Annotated in this window: 16 protein-coding genes; 13 read left to right on the forward strand and 3 right to left on the reverse strand. The window is 68.6% G+C overall.

Annotated elements, in window-relative coordinates; translation table 11 throughout:
* Positions 1-112: 112 nt before the first annotated feature.
* Entirely contained in the window at positions 113-2,653 is a 2,541-nt protein-coding gene (gene valS / locus ACGFIF_RS38795; RefSeq protein WP_393161815.1) for a valine--tRNA ligase, read from the reverse strand.
* Between the two features lie 74 nt (positions 2,654-2,727).
* Here valS and ACGFIF_RS38800 point away from each other — a divergent pair, with 74 nt between their 5' ends.
* From ACGFIF_RS38800 to ACGFIF_RS38850, 11 genes are all read left to right on the forward strand, one after another.
* Positions 2,728-4,107 carry a bifunctional folylpolyglutamate synthase/dihydrofolate synthase gene (locus ACGFIF_RS38800; RefSeq protein ID WP_393161817.1) on the forward strand — a complete coding sequence of 460 codons (1,380 nt, stop codon included), beginning with the start codon at positions 2,728-2,730 and terminating at the stop codon, positions 4,105-4,107.
* On the forward strand, positions 4,104-4,430 hold the full coding sequence (locus ACGFIF_RS38805; RefSeq protein ID WP_393161819.1) for a DUF4233 domain-containing protein: 327 nt from the start codon (positions 4,104-4,106) through the stop codon (positions 4,428-4,430). The genes ACGFIF_RS38800 and ACGFIF_RS38805 overlap by 4 nt, the downstream gene beginning before the upstream one ends.
* A 40-nt stretch (positions 4,431-4,470) precedes the next feature.
* Positions 4,471-4,881, forward strand: coding sequence for a nucleoside-diphosphate kinase (ndk, locus tag ACGFIF_RS38810; protein WP_393161821.1), 411 nt, complete (start codon positions 4,471-4,473; stop codon positions 4,879-4,881).
* Between the two features lie 160 nt (positions 4,882-5,041).
* Complete coding sequence (locus tag ACGFIF_RS38815) at positions 5,042-6,070, forward strand: rod shape-determining protein (protein ID WP_393161823.1); 1,029 nt, start codon at positions 5,042-5,044, stop codon at positions 6,068-6,070.
* A gap of 10 nt (positions 6,071-6,080) precedes the next feature.
* A complete protein-coding gene (gene mreC / locus ACGFIF_RS38820) occupies positions 6,081-7,040 on the forward strand; it encodes a rod shape-determining protein MreC (RefSeq protein ID WP_393161825.1) in 960 nt (319 codons plus the stop codon).
* A gap of 1 nt (position 7,041) precedes the next feature.
* Positions 7,042-7,575, forward strand: a complete 534-nt coding sequence (gene mreD / locus ACGFIF_RS38825; RefSeq protein ID WP_393161827.1) for a rod shape-determining protein MreD — start codon at positions 7,042-7,044, stop codon at positions 7,573-7,575.
* On the forward strand, positions 7,572-9,629 hold the full coding sequence (gene mrdA, locus ACGFIF_RS38830) for a penicillin-binding protein 2 (protein ID WP_393161830.1): 2,058 nt from the start codon (positions 7,572-7,574) through the stop codon (positions 9,627-9,629). The genes mreD and mrdA overlap by 4 nt, the downstream gene beginning before the upstream one ends.
* Positions 9,630-9,672: 43 nt before the next feature.
* Entirely contained in the window at positions 9,673-10,839 is a 1,167-nt protein-coding gene (gene rodA, locus ACGFIF_RS38835; protein ID WP_393161832.1) for a rod shape-determining protein RodA, read from the forward strand.
* A 226-nt stretch (positions 10,840-11,065) separates the two neighbouring features.
* Positions 11,066-11,812 (forward strand): hypothetical protein, encoded by a 747-nt coding sequence (locus tag ACGFIF_RS38840; protein ID WP_393161834.1) that lies wholly within the window; start codon positions 11,066-11,068, stop codon positions 11,810-11,812.
* 55 nt (positions 11,813-11,867) lie between these two features.
* On the forward strand, positions 11,868-12,311 hold the full coding sequence (locus ACGFIF_RS38845; protein WP_393161836.1) for a carboxymuconolactone decarboxylase family protein: 444 nt from the start codon (positions 11,868-11,870) through the stop codon (positions 12,309-12,311).
* Positions 12,260-13,156, forward strand: a complete 897-nt coding sequence (locus ACGFIF_RS38850) for a sigma-70 family RNA polymerase sigma factor (protein ID WP_393161838.1) — start codon at positions 12,260-12,262, stop codon at positions 13,154-13,156. The genes ACGFIF_RS38845 and ACGFIF_RS38850 overlap by 52 nt, the downstream gene beginning before the upstream one ends.
* Here the strand turns inward: ACGFIF_RS38850 and ACGFIF_RS38855 are convergent.
* Positions 13,134-13,592, reverse strand: coding sequence for an Lrp/AsnC family transcriptional regulator (locus ACGFIF_RS38855; RefSeq protein ID WP_393161840.1), 459 nt, complete (start codon positions 13,590-13,592; stop codon positions 13,134-13,136). The genes ACGFIF_RS38850 and ACGFIF_RS38855 overlap by 23 nt on opposite strands.
* A 79-nt stretch (positions 13,593-13,671) precedes the next feature.
* Between ACGFIF_RS38855 and ACGFIF_RS38860 the strand changes: the two genes are divergently transcribed.
* The gene (locus tag ACGFIF_RS38860) at positions 13,672-14,082 is read left to right on the forward strand and encodes a DUF2000 domain-containing protein (RefSeq protein WP_393161842.1); all 411 of its coding nucleotides are present in this window, start codon (positions 13,672-13,674) and stop codon (positions 14,080-14,082) included.
* On the opposite strand, the gene ACGFIF_RS38865 is transcribed toward ACGFIF_RS38860, so the two are convergent.
* Entirely contained in the window at positions 14,079-15,071 is a 993-nt protein-coding gene (locus tag ACGFIF_RS38865) for an asparaginase (RefSeq protein ID WP_393161844.1), read from the reverse strand. The two genes, ACGFIF_RS38860 and ACGFIF_RS38865, sit on opposite strands and share 4 nt — an antisense overlap.
* Before the next feature lie 35 nt (positions 15,072-15,106).
* Between ACGFIF_RS38865 and pcaD the strand changes: the two genes are divergently transcribed.
* A complete protein-coding gene (gene pcaD, locus ACGFIF_RS38870) occupies positions 15,107-15,850 on the forward strand; it encodes a 3-oxoadipate enol-lactonase (RefSeq protein ID WP_393161846.1) in 744 nt (247 codons plus the stop codon).
* Positions 15,851-15,874: the final 24 nt, after the last annotated feature.

The raw sequence follows: 15,874 nt of genomic DNA on the forward strand, positions 1-15,874 counted from the left end.
GACCTGATGGTTCCATATCGGGGCAAAACCGGTTCCGCAGCGTAGTCGTTCAAGTTGAAACAGTAGCGCCCGCCTCCACGGAAGGAGGCGGGCGCCAGGTGGTGCGTGGACCTCAGAGGGTCGCGACGACGGTGACGTTGTCGGAGTCGTCCGGGCTCCAGACGATCTCGCCGGTGATTCGGCCGGCCGCGCGCAGATCGGGCTCGGCCCGCTCGGCCAGCGCCAGCCGCGCCGCCGGCCCGCTGACCTCGACCTTGCTGACCTCGGTCTTCATCGAGACCTGAGCCTCCGACTTCGCGCCGCGGATCCCCGCGAGCACCTCGGCGACCGCGTCCAGCACCTCGGGCTCCTGGGCCGCGACGGCGAGGTCGACATCCGGCTCCGGCCAGCGGGTCTGGTGGATCGAACCCTCCTGCCACCACGACCAGACCTCTTCGGTCGCGAACGGCAGGTACGGCGCCAGCAGCCGGAGCTGGACCGACAGCGCAACAGCCAGCGCCGCCTTGGCCGACGAAGCGGCCGCCTCACCCTGACCGCCGTACGCGCGCTCCTTCACGAGCTCGACGTAGTCGTCGCAGAACGTCCAGAAGAACCGCTCGCTGACCTCGAGCGCGCCGGTGTAGTCGTACCGGTCGAAGGCCGCCGTCGCGTCCGCGACCACGGACCGCAGCCGCTGCAGCATCGCCAGGTCGACCGGCTCGGTGACCGCGGATGGGTCGACCGTCGTCGCTCCGAACCCGAGGACGAACTTCGACGCGTTCAGGACCTTGATGGCCAGCCGGCGGCCGACCTTCATCTGCGACTCGTCGAACGGCGAGTCGAGCCCCGGCCGCGCCATCGCCGCCCGCCACCGGACCGCGTCGGAGCCGAACTTCTCCAGGATCTCCGACGGGACGACCGCGTTGCCCTTGGACTTGGACATCTTCTTGCGGTCCGGGTCGACGACGAAGCCGGAGATCATCGACCGCGCCCACGGCAGCGTGCCGTTCTCGAAGTGGGCCCGGACGACACGGGAGAACAGCCAGGTCCGGATGATCTCGTGGGCGTGCGTGTTCAGGTCCATCGGGAAGGTGCGGGCAAACAGGTCGTTGTCCCGTTCCCAGCCGCAGACGATGTGCGGGGTGAGCGACGAGGTCGCCCAGGTGTCCATCACATCGGGGTCGGCCTCGAAGCCACCCGGCTTGCCGCGCTGCGACTCGTCGTACCCGCGCGGCGCCTGCGAGGTCGGGTCGATCGGGAGCTCGGCCTCGCTCGGCATCAGCGGGTGCTCGTAGTCCGGCTCGCCCTCGGCGTCGATCGGGTACCAGACCGGGAACGGGACGCCGAAGAACCGCTGGCGGGAGATCAGCCAGTCGCCGTTGAGGCCCTCGACCCAGTTCAGGTACCGGTGCCGCATGTGCTCCGGGACCCAGGACAACTCGTTGCCCCGGTCAACGAACTCCTGCTTGAGATCCGCGTCCCGGCCGCCGTTCCTGATGTACCACTGCCGGGTCGAGACGATCTCGAGCGGCTTGTCACCCTTCTCGAAGAAGTTGGCCATCCGCTGCGTCGGCGTCGGCTCGCCCTCCAGGTCACCGCTCTCGCGCAGCTTCTCGACGATCAGCTCGCGCGCACTGAAGACCGTCTTGCCGGCGAGTTCGCCGTACAGCTCCGAACCTTCCAGCCACTCCGGGGTCTCGCGCAGCAGCCGGCCGTCGCGGCCGATGACCGTTCGGACAGGCAGTTGCAGCTCACGCCACCACTGGACGTCGGTCAGGTCACCGAAGGTGCAGCACATCGCGATACCGGCGCCCTTGTCCGGCTCGGCTGCCTCATGCGGCAGAACCGGCAGTTCGACGCCGAACAGCGGCGACTTCACCGTTTTGCCGAACAGGCCCTGGTACCGCTCGTCGTCCGGGTGGGCGATGAGCGCGACGCAGGCCGGGATCAGCTCCGGCCGGGTGGTCTCGATGTAGACCGGCCCGTGCGGGGCGTGGAACGCGATGCGGTGGAAGAAGCCCGGGTAGTTCCGGGCCTCCAGTTCCGCCTGTGCGACCGCGGTCTGGAACGTGACGTCCCACATCGTCGGCGCCTCGGCCAAGTACGCCTCGCCGCGGGCGAAGTTGCGCAGGAAGGCGCGCTGCGACGTACGGCGGGAGTCCGCGGAGATCGTGGTGTAGAGGTACGACCAGTCGACGCTCAGGCCGACCCGGCGCCACATCGCCTCGAACGCCTGCTCGTCGATGTGGGTCAGCTCACCGCACAGGTCGACGAAGTTCTGCCGGCTGATCGGGAGTTGCTTCTTCGGGTCCGGCTTGGCCGGGGGGGTGAAGTCCGGGTCGTACGGCAGCGACGGGTCGCACCGGACGCCGTAGTAGTTCTGCACCCGGCGCTCGGTGGGCAGGCCGTTGTCGTCCCAGCCGATCGGGTAGAAGACCTTCTTCCCCCGCATCCGCTGGTAGCGGGCGACCAGGTCGGTGTGGGTGTAGCTGAAGATGTGGCCGACGTGCAGCGATCCCGACACGGTCGGCGGCGGGGTGTCGATTGAGTACACATCGGCCCGCTCGGCTGTCCGGTCGAAGGCGTAGGTCTGCTGCTCCCGCCATACGGCAGCCCACTTCTCCTCGAGGCCTTCGAGGGTGGGCTTGTCTGGAACACGGGACGTCTGGCTCATGCGCACAATCGTAGTGGTTGTCAAGGGGTGCTTCCGACCGGTTATCCACAGCGCTCACTAGACTCGGTGTTCTGATGAGCGACCTCTCCTACGCCGAGGTATCGGCAAGGCTCCAGCAGCGCTGGCCGGAGCACAAGATCGAACCCACACTGGACCGGGTCCAGCGGCTCGTCGAGCTGCTCGGCGATCCGCAGAAGGCCTATCCCGTGGTGCACCTGACCGGGACCAACGGCAAGACCTCCACGGCCCGGATGATCGACGCCCTGGTCCGCGAGGCCGGGCTGCGGACCGGCCGGTTCACCAGCCCGCACCTGGAGTCGGTCCGGGAGCGGATCACCCTGGACGGCGAACCGATCGACGAGCGGCGCTTCGTCGAGGCGTACGAGGAGATCGCGCCGTACCTGGACGTGGTCGACGCCGAGCAGGAACACCCGCTGTCCTTCTTCGAGGTGATGACCGCGATGGCCTTCGCCGTCTTCGCGGACGCACCGGTCGACGTCGCGATCATCGAGGTCGGCCTCGGCGGCACCTGGGACTCCACCAACGTCGCCGACGGCACCGTCTCGGTGATCACCCCGGTCGCGGTCGACCACGCGCACATCCTCGGCGCGGATCCGGTCACCATCGCCCAGGACAAGTCCGGCATCATCAAGCCCGGCGGTACGACGGTGATGGCGCAGCAGAGCCTGGACGTCTTCGAGGTCCTGCTTCGCAAGGCCGCCGAGTTCGGCTCCCAGGTCGCCCGCGAGGGGATCGAGTTCGGCGTCACCAGTCGCTCACTCGCGGTCGGCGGCCAGTTGATCTCGATCAAGGGCCTGGGCGGCGAGTACGACGAGATCTTCCTCCCGCTGCACGGTGAGTATCAGGCCCACAACGCGGCCGTCGCTGTTGCCGCCGTGGAGGCGCTGTTCGGCGCCAGCCAGCAGACCGAGGGTCGCGTCACCACCGAGCTGGTCCAGACCGGTTTCGCCGAGGTGACCAGCCCGGGCCGGATGGAGGTGGTCCGGCACAGTCCGACGATCATCGTCGACGCCGCGCACAACCCGCACGGCGCCGAGGCGACCGCGGCCACGGTGTCCGAGGCGTTCACCTTCCAGCCGCTGATCGGCGTACTGGGCTGTATGAAGGACAAGGACGTGTACGGCGTCCTGGAGGCGTACGAACCGATCATGGAGACGGTCGTGTGCACCCGGAACAGCTTCGTCGAGCGGTCGATGCCGGCTGAGGAACTCGGCGAGCTCGCGGCCGAGGTGTTCGGCGAGGACCGGGTGCTGGTCCGGCCGCACCTGGTCGACGCCATCGACGACGCGATCCGGCTGGCCGAGGAGAACGCGGTCGCCCTCGGCACCGGCGGCGTATTGATCACCGGATCGGTCATCACCGCCGGCGAGGCCCGCGCCCTCCTGGTCCGCAAGCCGAAGAAGACTGACGGTGAGCCGGGGGAGGGGCGATGAGGTCGCTGGCGTCGATCGTGCTGGCTTTCGAGGCCCTGGTGATCGCACTGGCGACGCCGGTGATGATCTCGATCGCGGATGTCCGGCCCGCGGTCGCGCTGTCGGTCTGCCTCGGGCTGGCGGTCCTGGCGCTGGTGGCGACCGGGTTGCTGCGCAGTCAGGTCGGCTACGCCCTCGGCTGGGTGGTCCAGGTCGGTGCGGTCGGCCTCGGGTTCGTCGTACCGGTGATGTTCGTGCTCGGCCTGGCCTTCGCCTCGTTCTGGGTGGCGGCCATCGTGCTCGGTCGCCGGATCGAGGCGGCGAAGCAGGCCCACACCGGTTAGGCTCGGCGCGCCTGACCTACTTCGAGAGAGAGTTTGACTGATGTCGCAGCGCACCCTGGTCCTGCTGAAGCCCGACACGGTACGCCGTGGCCTGGTCGGGGAGGTGCTCGGCCGGTTCGAGGCCAAGGGGCTCCGGATCGTGGCGATGGACCAGCGCACGATCGACGGCGACCTGGCCGACCAGCACTACGCCGAGCACGTCGAGCGCGACTTCTACCCGCCGCTGCGCGAGTTCGTCACCAGCGGCCCGCTGGTCGCCCTGGTTCTCGAGGGTGACGAGGCGGTCGAGGTGGTCCGGGCCCTGAACGGCGCGACCGACGGCCGTAAGGCCGCCCCGGGCACCATCCGCGGCGATCTGTCCCTGTCGAACCGGGAGAACCTCGTGCACGGCTCGGACTCGCCGGAGTCGGCCGAGCGCGAGATCAAGATCTGGTTCCCCGACCTGCCCTGAAGGCGTTGAACCGTTCGGGGCCGAGGCGTTCGCGTCGTCATCGGTCGGATACGATGCGTACGCGGTCGACCTGGTGATCCGGACCCGGGCCCGTGTCGATGCGCCGGCGACCACGGTCGCGCGCTTAGCCTGAGAACCGGATCGAGCGGGAGGCGCCTCGATGGCGAACAGCATGCTCGGCCGCGACATGGCGGTCGACCTCGGTACGGCGAACACCCTGGTCTACGTGCGCGGCCGCGGTGTGGTCCTGAACGAGCCGTCGGTGGTCGCTACCAGGACCGACGAACCGCGCGAGGCGGTCGCCTTCGGGCACGAGGCGAAGAAGATGATCGGCCGGACCCCCGGCAACATCACCGCGATCCGGCCGCTCAAGGACGGCGTCATCGCCGACTTCGACGCGGCCGAGCAGATGCTGCGCTATTTCATCCAGCGGGTGCACCGGCGCCGGTACTTCGCCAAGCCGCGGATCGTGGTCTGCGTACCGTCCGGGATCACCGCGGTCGAGCAGCGCGCGGTCCGCGACGCCGGCTACATGGCCGGCGCCCGGAAGGTCTACATCATCGAGGAGCCGATGGCCGCCGCCCTCGGCTCGAACCTCGAGGTCCGCGACGCCACCGGCAACATGGTGGTCGACATCGGCGGCGGTACGACGGAGGTCGCGGTCATCTCGTTCGGCGGCATCGTCACCAGCCAGTCGATCCGGGTGGCCGGCGACGCTATCGACAAGGCGGTGGTCAACTACTGCAAGAAGGAGTACTCGCTGATGCTCGGCGAGGCCACCTCCGAGCAGATCAAGATGACCATCGGCTCGGCCTTCCCGACCACCGACGGGCCGGATTCCGAGATCCGCGGCCGGGACATGGTCTCCGGCCTGCCGCGCACCGTGAAGGTGTCGTCGTCGAACATCCGGCAGGCGATCGAGGAGCCGATCACCGCGATCGTCGACGCGGTCAAGGCCACCCTGGACAAGACCCCGCCCGAGCTGGCCGGCGACATCGTCGACCGCGGCATCGTGCTGACCGGCGGCGGCGCGCTGCTGAAGGGGATGGACGAGCGGCTGCGGCATGAGACCGGCATCCCGATCCACGTCGCGGACAACCCGCTGGACGCCGTCGTCCTCGGCGCCGGCAAGTGTGTCGACAACATCGAGACCCTGAACCGCATCCTGGTCACCGACAACCGGCGCTGAGGTTCCACCGATGCTCAAAGACCTCGGTACCCCGACGGCCAGGAGCGCCTTCCGCTCGGCCGGCGAGGCGCCGCTCCGCTCGGCGGGCACACCCCGGACGATCCGCCGCCGGCGGACCGTGCTCGTGCTGGTGATCCTGGCCTGTTTCACGTTGATCGTGCTCGACGCCCGCCGCTCGGCCGGCTCACCGGTGGACCCGCTGCGGCAGGCCGCCGCGAGTGTGTTCGGCCCGCTCGAGTCGACCGCGAGCTCGGCCCGGCAGCCTGTGGACAACCTCCGCGACCGCTTCGCGGAAATGGATAGGTTGAAAGCAGAGAACGAAAAACTGAAGAGTGAGAACGAGAAGCTCCACCAGGATCTGAACACCACCGACTACGCCCGCAACCGGGCGGCCGAGCTGGATCGGCTGCTCAAACTCGCGCCGGCGTACACGATGACCCCTGCCCGGGTGATCGGGATCGGCAGTGCCCAGAGCTTCAACCAGACGGTCACGCTCGACGCCGGTACGGCGGACGGCGTCCACGTCGACATGACCGTGCTGAACGGGGACGGCCTGGTCGGCCGGGTGGTCCGTACCACCCAGGCGACCGCGACCGTGCTGCTGATCGGTGACCGCAACTCGACCGTGGGTGGCCGGCTGAACGCCTCGATGGCGCTCGGCTTCGTCTCCGGCCGGGGCGAGGTGGGCGGCACCCTCGACTACAAACTGGTCGACCTGAAGGCCAGGCCGAAGGTCGGGGACCGGATCGTCACCTGGGGTTCGAGCGGCAACGCGCCGTACGTGCCGGGGGTGCCGATCGGCGTGGTCACGTCGGTGACGCCGAACCAGGGAGCGCTCGGGTCCACGGCGACCATCAAGCCGTACGTCGATCCGACCCGGATCGACACCGTGGGCGTGGTGACCGGTCCGCCGGCCCGGACACCGCGCACGCCACTCAAACCATCAGCCACACCAGGAAAGGGGAACTGACGTGATCGCCTTACGCATCGGGTTGGCAGCCCTCTTCCTGATGGTCGCGGTCACCGTGCAGACGTCGGTGTTGTCGAACATCGCGGTCGCCGGGGTGACCTGTGACCTGGTGCTGATCGTGGTCATCGCGCTCGGGCTGTCGCGCGGACCGGAGTGGGGTGCGATCACCGGCTTCACCGGTGGTCTGTTGCTCGACGTCGTACCGCCGGCGGACCACACCGCCGGCCGCTGGGCGCTCGCGCTCGCCATCGCCGGGTATGTGGCCGGTCTGATCCGGCGGGAGACGTCGACCGGTCCGGTCGGGCCGCTGATCGTGGCCGCGACGGTCGTGCTCGGCGCCACGCTGTCTCTGTTCATCTACTGCGCTACCGGATCGCTGCTGCACGATCCGTCGGTCGACTGGGGTGAGTTCGGCGTCCGCCTCGGTATCGCCGCCGGGTACGACGTGGTCGGCGCGATCGTGGTGATCCCACTGGTCATGTGGATCATGGGCCGACTGGTCCCGCCTCGGGAACGGCGCCGGGTGCTGCCATGAGTTTCGATGGCTTCGAAGCACCGCTCAAGGCACGACTGCGGTTGTTTGTGATCGGGGTGCTGGTTTTCTCCTTGTTCTGCACGCTGTTCGCCCGGCTCTGGTACATGCAGGTGATGTCGAACGCGGACTACACCCAGGCCGCGACGCAGAACCACACCCGTCAGGTGCTGGTGCCGGCGCCCCGCGGCACGATCGTCGATTCGCAGGGCCGCACACTGGTCGGCAACCGGGTGTCGCTGGTCATCACCGTCGACCGCTCCGTGCTGGCCAAGCTGCCCGACAGCCAGCAGAACGTGGTGATGGCCCGGTTGGCGAAGGTGCTCGGTCAGAAGCCGAAGGACCTCAAGGCGCGGACGATGCTGTGCGGTGAGCCCGGTGCCTCGAAACCGCCCGCGTGCTGGAACGGTACGCCGTACCAGCCGATCCCGGTGGCGAAGGATGTCAGCGAGCAGATCGCGATCGAGGTGATGGAGCGCCGCGAGGACTTCCCGGGTGTGGCCGCCGAATCGCAGACGCTGCGCGCGTACCCCTCGCCGTACAAGGTGAATGCGGCACACATCCTCGGCTACCTGTCACCGATCACGACCGAGGAACTGGACGACCTGGAGAAGGCCGGTCAGGACTCGGTGCCGCACCGTTCCGACCTGGTCGGCCGGGCCGGGGTCGAGCGCACGTACGACAAGCTGCTGCGTGGTTCACCGGGCGTCAAGGACGTCATCGTCGACGCGGTCGGGTACACGACCGGCATCGAGAAGCAGACCGCACCGGTGCCCGGAGCCACTCTGGTGACCTCGATCGACGCGCGGATCCAGGCCTCGGTCGAGGCGCAGTTGCGGAACGCGATCCTGACCGCGCGGAAGCAGTACGACAAGATCACCAAACGCAAGTACGTCGCCGACTCCGGTGCCGCCGTGGTGATGGACACCAAGACCGGCCGGATCGTCGCGATGGCCAGCTACCCGACGTACGACCCGGGTGTCTGGGTCGGCGGTATCACCCAGCGCGAGCTGGACGCGCTGTACTCGACGAAGTCCGGCACCCCGCTGGTCTCCCGGGCCTTGCAGGGACAGTTGGCCCCCGGGTCGACGTTCAAGCCGATCACCACCGCGGCGGCGATGGCCGCCGGGTACAGCACGAAGACCCGGTTGGACTGCTCGTCGTTCTTCGAGGTCGGCAACCGCCGGTTCAAGAACTACGAGTCCGCGTCGTACGGGATGATCGGCTTCGACCAGGCGCTGTCGCTGTCCTGCGACACCTTCTTCTACCGGATCGCCTACGCGCTCTGGCTGAAGGAGGGCGGCAACTCCAGCGACGTCACCACCCGCGACCCGCTGGTCGAGATGGCGCAGAAGTTCGGCCTCGGCAAGCCGACCGGGATCGACCTTCCCGGTGAGGTCAGCGGCCGGATCGCGGATCGCAAGTGGAAGAAGGAGTACTACGACTCCCAGAAGGACTATTACTGCAAGCTGGCGGCCAACCCGCCGGCCGGGACGTCGGCGTTCCTGAAGCAGTTCTCCCGCGAGTTCTGCGTCGATGGCTACAAGTACCGCGCCGGCGACGCGGTGAACTTCGCCATCGGCCAGGGCGACACCACCCTCACCCCGTTGCAGTTGGCAACGGTCTATTCCGCCCTGTCGAACGGCGGCACGCTGTTCGCCCCGCGGGTCGTGCAGTCGTGGGTCGGCGCGAACGGCAAGCCACACGAGATCAAGCCGAAGGTGAACGCGAAGCTGCCGGTGTCGTCGGCCACGCTGCGCTACATCGACCGGGCCCTGAAGGAGACGGTGACGACCGGTACGGCGGCCTGGAAGTTCAACGGTTTCCCGGTCGACCAGGTGCAGATCCGGGCCAAGACCGGTACCGCGGAGGTCTACGGCAAGCAGACCACCTCGTGGATGGCGTCGTACACGGATCGCTATGCCGTGGTGATGATGATCAGCCAGGCCGGTACCGGCTCGGGCGCCGGTGGTGAGGCGGTCCGCAAGATCTACGAGACGCTCTACAACATCAAGCCGACGCCGCCGGCCGAGCAGCCGAAGAAGCCGACGCCATGATGATCACGGCATCCGCCGATGGCGGCGCAGCGAGGGCGCGATCATGGCGCTGCTGACCCCGATCCGGACCAGGCCGCGGATGGACCGGCGGTCGACGGTGTGGCACGTGGACTGGGTCCTGGTGCTCGGTGTGGTCGCGCTGTCGTCGATCGGCGCGATGCTGATCTGGTCGGCGACCCACAACCGGACCTCTCTGACCGACGGGAACCAGTACGCCTTCCTGTTCCGGCACGCGCTCAACTTCGCCATCGGCCTGGTGCTCGCGATCGGCGCCGCCGTCACCGACCACCGCCGGGTCCGCATCCTCGCCCCGGTCCTGTACGCCGCCTCGGTCGTCGGGCTGATCCTGGTCCTGGTGCCCGGGGTCGGTGCCGTGATCAACGGTTCGCGATCGTGGATCCAGCTGCCCTGGATGTCGATCCAGCCCAGTGAGTTCGCCAAGCTGGCGGTGATCGTCGGGATGGCGCTGCTGATCGCCGAGAAGGGCGAGACCGACCACCACGACACCGCCCGGACCGTCGACGTCGCGCAGGCGATCTCGGTCGCCGCCGTACCGGTGGTGCTGGTGATGCTGCAACCCGACCTGGGCACGGTGATGGTGCTCGGCTCGATCGTGTTCGGGATCATCGCGGTCTCCGGTGTACCGAAGCGCTGGATGCTCGGACTGGTGACCGCTGGTGTGGTGGTCGCGGCGCTGGCGATCAAGTTGCAGGTGCTGAAGGAGTACCAACTGGCCCGGTTCGTCGCGTTCGCGGATCCGTCCCAGGATCCGCAAGGCATCGGGTACAACGTGAACCAGGCCCGGATCGCGATCGGCAACGGCGGTGTCTTCGGCCAAGGACTGTTCCACGGCGGTCAGACGCAGAACGCGTTCGTGCCCGAGCAGCACACCGACTTCGTCTTCACCGTCGCGGGGGAGGAGCTCGGGCTGATCGGGGCCGGCGCGATCATCGTGCTGTTCGCGCTGATCCTGCTGCGGGGCCTGCGGATCGCGATCAACGCCCGGGACGCGTTCGGTCGGCTGGTGGCGACCGGAATCGTGTGCTGGTTCGCGTTCCAGGCGTTCGAGAACATCGGGATGACGCTGGGGATCATGCCGGTGACCGGGCTGCCGCTGCCGTTCGTCTCCTACGGCGGCTCGTCGATGTTCGCCGGCCTGCTCGCCATCGGTCTACTCCAGAACATCCACCTGCGCTCGCATCGCTTCTGACGCGCCGGGGCCGGCCGGCCTGCCACGAAGAGACCTGACAGGTCAGGTACGCTGCTGCCTGCTCGACCACCGGTGGGTCCGCCCGGCCCCCAAGGTTCTGGAGTCCCATGACTGTACTGATGCCACGCCTCCGGCGCGGCGGGTCATGGGGTCTTGGCTCCCGGCCTTCCCTCGTCACTCCAGTCGCTTCGCTCCCTGCGCTCCTCAGTCCAGACCGGGAGGCCCCATGACCAGGTTTGTGTCGTTCCCGCTCGCCCTCGTCACCGCCCTCAGCTTGTCGCTCACCGCCTGCGGTGGCGACGACAAGGACGCTGCTCAGTCCAATCAGGCCGCGAGCACACCGACACCGACCGTCACGCCGGAGACACCCGACGTAACCGGGACGCCGGCCGCCACGGTCAAGCGCACCTCGGCCGAGCTCGCCAAGGCACTGCTCGAGATCGCCGACCTGCCCGCCGGCTACCAGCTGGAGAAGGACGACCCGGCCGGTGACGCCGAGAAGCCGTTCTCGTCGGCGAGCAGCAAGTGCAAGACGCTGGTCCGGTTCCTGAACGCCACCGAGGCGCCGGGAGCGAAGGCCACCACGCACCGCTCGTTCTCGGCCGGCCAGGAGGGGACCTTCCTCGACTTCGGTATCGATGCGATGGGCAACAAGGGCGAGGTCGCCTACCTGCAGCACGCGTACAAGAAGGCGGTCACCTCCTGCCCGAAGGTGACGATGAAGATCGGCGAGGGCAGCTCGACGATGGAGGTCGAGGAGATCTCCGCCCCGCAGTTCGGCACGGACCCGTTCGCGTTCCGCCTCACCGCGACCTCCGGCTCGCGCCGCGGTCTGGAGTTCACCGCCGCCACCACGGGTGTCGAGGACGTCGTCGTCTCCGTCACGCTGCTGGCCGGCCAGGAAGGCGAGCTCGAGGGCGCCACCGAAGCCGCGGTCTCCAAGGCCCAGCAGGTGCTCAAGAAAGGCGCGTGACCGGCGTCACAGCCGCAGGTGTCACGCCAGGCCCAGCCGCGTCCGTCGTGTCGGTATGGAACAGCGGATCGATATCAGCAAGGTCGCGCCGGCCGGCTTCCGCGCCGTGTTCGGCCTGGAGAAGTATGTGCAGGGCGCCCTGGACCACACGGTGCTGTACCTGATCAAGGTGCGGGCCTCGATGGTCAACGAGTGCGCGTATTGCGTGGACATGCACACCTCGGACGCCATCAAGGCCGGCGAGAGCACCCAACGCCTGTTCGGGCTGGCGGCCTGGAGTGAGTCTTCCTTCTACGACGAGCGCGAGCGGGCGGCGCTGGCCCTGACCGATGCGGTCACCCTGCTCGGACGGACCGGCATCCCGGACGAGGTGTGGGACGCCGTGGTCGAGCAGTTCGGGGAGGAGGGGGCTGCGAACGTGCTCCTCGCGATTGGGACCATCAACCTGTGGAACCGTCTGACGATCACGAGCAGGAAGCAGCCGGTGCTCGCCGCTTGACCAGCGCCCTGCCCGAGTTCCAGTCGGCGCGCGGCATGCTCGCGAGCCTCGCGTACCGGCTGCTCGGGAGCTGGCACGACACCGAGGACGTGCTGCAGGAGGCGTACGTCCGGTGGTCCGGTGTGGACCGCGCGGAGGTGCTCGAGCCGCGTCGCTACCTGACCCGGGTGGTGACGCGGCTCGCGATCGACGTACTGCGGACTCGTCAGGCGCGGCGCGAGAGCTACCTGGGAGAGTGGCTGCCCGAGCCGGTGCCGGCGGACCCGTTCGCCCCGGTCGATACCTCCGACCTGTCCCTCGCCGTACTGCATCTGATGGAGCGGCTCACCCCGCCGCAGCGTGCCGTCTACGTACTGCGGACCGCGTTCGTCCTCCCGTACGACGAGATCGCGGAGATCCTCGGCCGCTCCCCGGAGGACTGCCGGCAGTTGCACACGCGGGCGAGCAAGGCGCTCGATCGCGAGGGACCACGGTTCGAGCCGTCGCCGGTCGAGCAGCAGCGCTTGCTGCTCGACTTCGTCTCGGCAGCGCGCGATGGTGATCTGGCCCGGCTCGAGTCGATGCTCAAGGAGTCCGTGACCGAGTGGAGCGACGGCGGCGGCAAGCCCCGGATCGCCCGTAAAGCCGGTGACCGGACGGGAGCAGGTGGCCAAGTTCTTCAGCCGGATCTACGCGCGCGACGAGGTGAGCGTCGTACCGCTCGACCTGGTGACCGGGCCGGCCTTGGACGTGCGGGTGCCGACGTTCCGCCACGTCCTGCACCTGGAGTTCGACGGCGACCAGATCGCCGCGGTCCGGATCCAGGCGAATCCGGACAAGCTGTCAGCGTTGGGGTAGCGGCATGATCGTCGTCCGGCGGTGATGCTCGAAGACGACCGAGCTGCGAATGTCGGCGATCTCCTGCCGTTTGGCCAGTGCGAGGACCAGGTCGCGCAACGCCTGGGTGTCCTTGACCGCGACATGGGCGAGGAAGTCGGACGCACCCGACACCATGAACATCGCCAGCGTCTCCGGCAACTGGTTGACGTAGTCCTGGAACGCGGTCGCCACCGCCATCGCCTGGGGGCGGAGCTTGATCGAGATGATCGCCTGGGTGGACCGGTCGATCGCCCTCAGGTCGACCTCAGCGTGGTAACCGCTGATCACCCCGCGGTCGCGCAGGCCGCGGATCCGCTCCAGGCAGGTGGACGGCGCGATGCCGAGCTCGGCGGCCATGTCCCGGTTGGTGCGGCGCGCGTCGTTCTGCAGTATCCGCAGCAGCGCCGTATCAAGTTCGTCCATGGGAGAAAGTTTGCCAGCTTCGCCGAACGAAGTTCGGAGGATCCGACATCATCCCGTGCAAGGAGCTAACTTTGGCGCCGTGCTGACGAACAAGATGGTCGTGGTGATCGCGGCCGAGGCGCCGGTCGGCGTCGCTCTGAACACTGCCGCCCTGCTCGGCGTCGCCCTCGGCGACCACCACCAAGACGTGGTCGGCCCTGACACCGAGGACGCCTCCGGCAACCCACACACCGGGATGTGCGCGCACCCGATTCCGGTACTGCGGGCATCGGCCGAACAACTGCACGACCTCCGCGCGCAGGCGGCGGCCCGCGACGGCGTCACCGTGCACGACATGCACCAGATCGCCCAGCGGGCCCGGACCTACGAGCAGATGTCCGCGACGCTGAGCGGTACCAAGGCCGAAGACGTCGAGTACCTGGGCCTCGGCCTGTACGGTCCCCGGTCGGCCGTCGACTCCCTCACGGGTGCCCTGGCGCTCTACCGCTAGACCGTGCGTCCCCGGCGGGCCGGCTGGAGTTGGAGTTCGATCGCGCCGACGGGTTCGCCGCCGCCGAGCACGGGCACCTCGAGCATTTCCGCGGCGGCGGTGACGTCCACTCCGCACATGCTCAGCAGCGTGAGGCCGAGCGCTGTCGTAGCCCGCGGGCTGCCGTCGATCACCTTGACCGCCACTGCGTGACCATCCGGCGCGGCCATCGCGATCACGCCTTCCGCGCCGCCCTTGGCGATGACACCAGGGAGCGCCTGCATCACCAGACTGTTCGGATGGCCGCGTCCGCCGACGTACTCGGGGTGTTGCCGCATCGCCTCCGCCACTTGGTGTTCCGGCGTACCGGCGGCAGCCGTGGCCAGCCAGCCGAAGCTGACCGCCAGCGCACGCAGCGGCACGCCGACCAGGGGAGCGCCGCAGCCGTCCACGGTGACGATCCCGGTCGTTGCCCCGGTCAACCGTTCGATCTCGGCCGTGATCGTTTTCTGCACCGGGCTTGCCGGATCCAGGTACGCGGACGTGTCATTGCCCGCAGCAACTGTCGCCGCGAGCATCGCGGCGTGCTTGCCGGAGCAGTTCATCAGCACCCGGGACGGCTCGATGCCGGCGGCGATCAACCGGTTCCGGGTCTCCTCGTCCTCGGGCAGATCCGGCGGGCACGCCAGCGTGCCGCGATCGAGGCCCGCGCTCGCGAGCATCCGGTCCACCACGGCGACATGCCGGTCCTCGCCGGTGTGGCTGCCCGCCGTGATCGCGGCCTCCTCACCCGACAGCACCGCGCCGGCCACGATGCACCCGACCGCCTGCAGCGGTTTCGTCGTGGACCGCGGCAACACCACCGCGTCCACGTCCCCGACCGCGACGACCGGCGTACCGGCCGGATCGACCGCGACCGCGATCCCGAAGTGACGACTCTCGACGAACCCGCCGCGCACCACCGTCGCCAGTTCACGCACAGATTCCAGGCCCGGAACACCCTTGGTCATGCCGCGGAGAGTAGCAGCGTCCGTAGGGTGGGCCTATGCGACTCAACTATGCGGAGACCGGTCCCGCCGACGCGCCCGTGGTTCTGCTCGGGTCCTCACTCGGGACGACGCACGAGATGTGGGCACCGCAGGTCGGTGTCCTGGCGGAGCGGTTCCGGGTGATTGCCTTCGACCACCGCGGGCACGGCGAGTCCGAGGCACCGCCCGGGCCGTACACGATCGACGACCTCGGCGGCGACGTACTCGAACTCCTCGACACCCTCGGCGTCGACCAGGCGTCGTACGTCGGGATCTCGCTCGGCGGCGCGGTCGGCATCTGGCTGGCCGAGAACGCACCGGACCGCTTCCACCGCTTCGCACTGCTCTGCCCGCCGGTCAGCCCGGCCGACAGCGCCCAGACGTGGACCGACCGAGCCGCCACCGTCCGCGCCGAAGGCACCCAAGCCATCACCGACGCGACCCTCGGCCGCTGGTTCCTTCCCGACTTCCCCGACGTCGACCCGCTCCGTCAGCAACTCCTCGACACCCCCGACGAGGGCTACGCCGCCTGCTGCGAGGCCCTCGGTACGACGGACCTGCGCGACAAACTCGGCGACATCACCGCCCCTGTCCTCCTCATCACCACCGAACAGGACACCTCCGTCCCACCCGAAACCGTCATCCCCCTCGCCTCCGCCATCCCCGGCGCCCACCTCGAGATCATCGAAGACGCCGCCCACCTCGTCACCTACTCCCACCCCGAGGTCATCAACCCCCTGCTCCTCGCCCACCTCAGCTGACACTGTCCGTAGTCGCCGGTTCGC

The sequence above is a fragment of the Kribbella sp. NPDC049174 genome (assembly GCF_043197365.1).
Lineage (GTDB): Bacteria > Actinomycetota > Actinomycetes > Propionibacteriales > Kribbellaceae > Kribbella.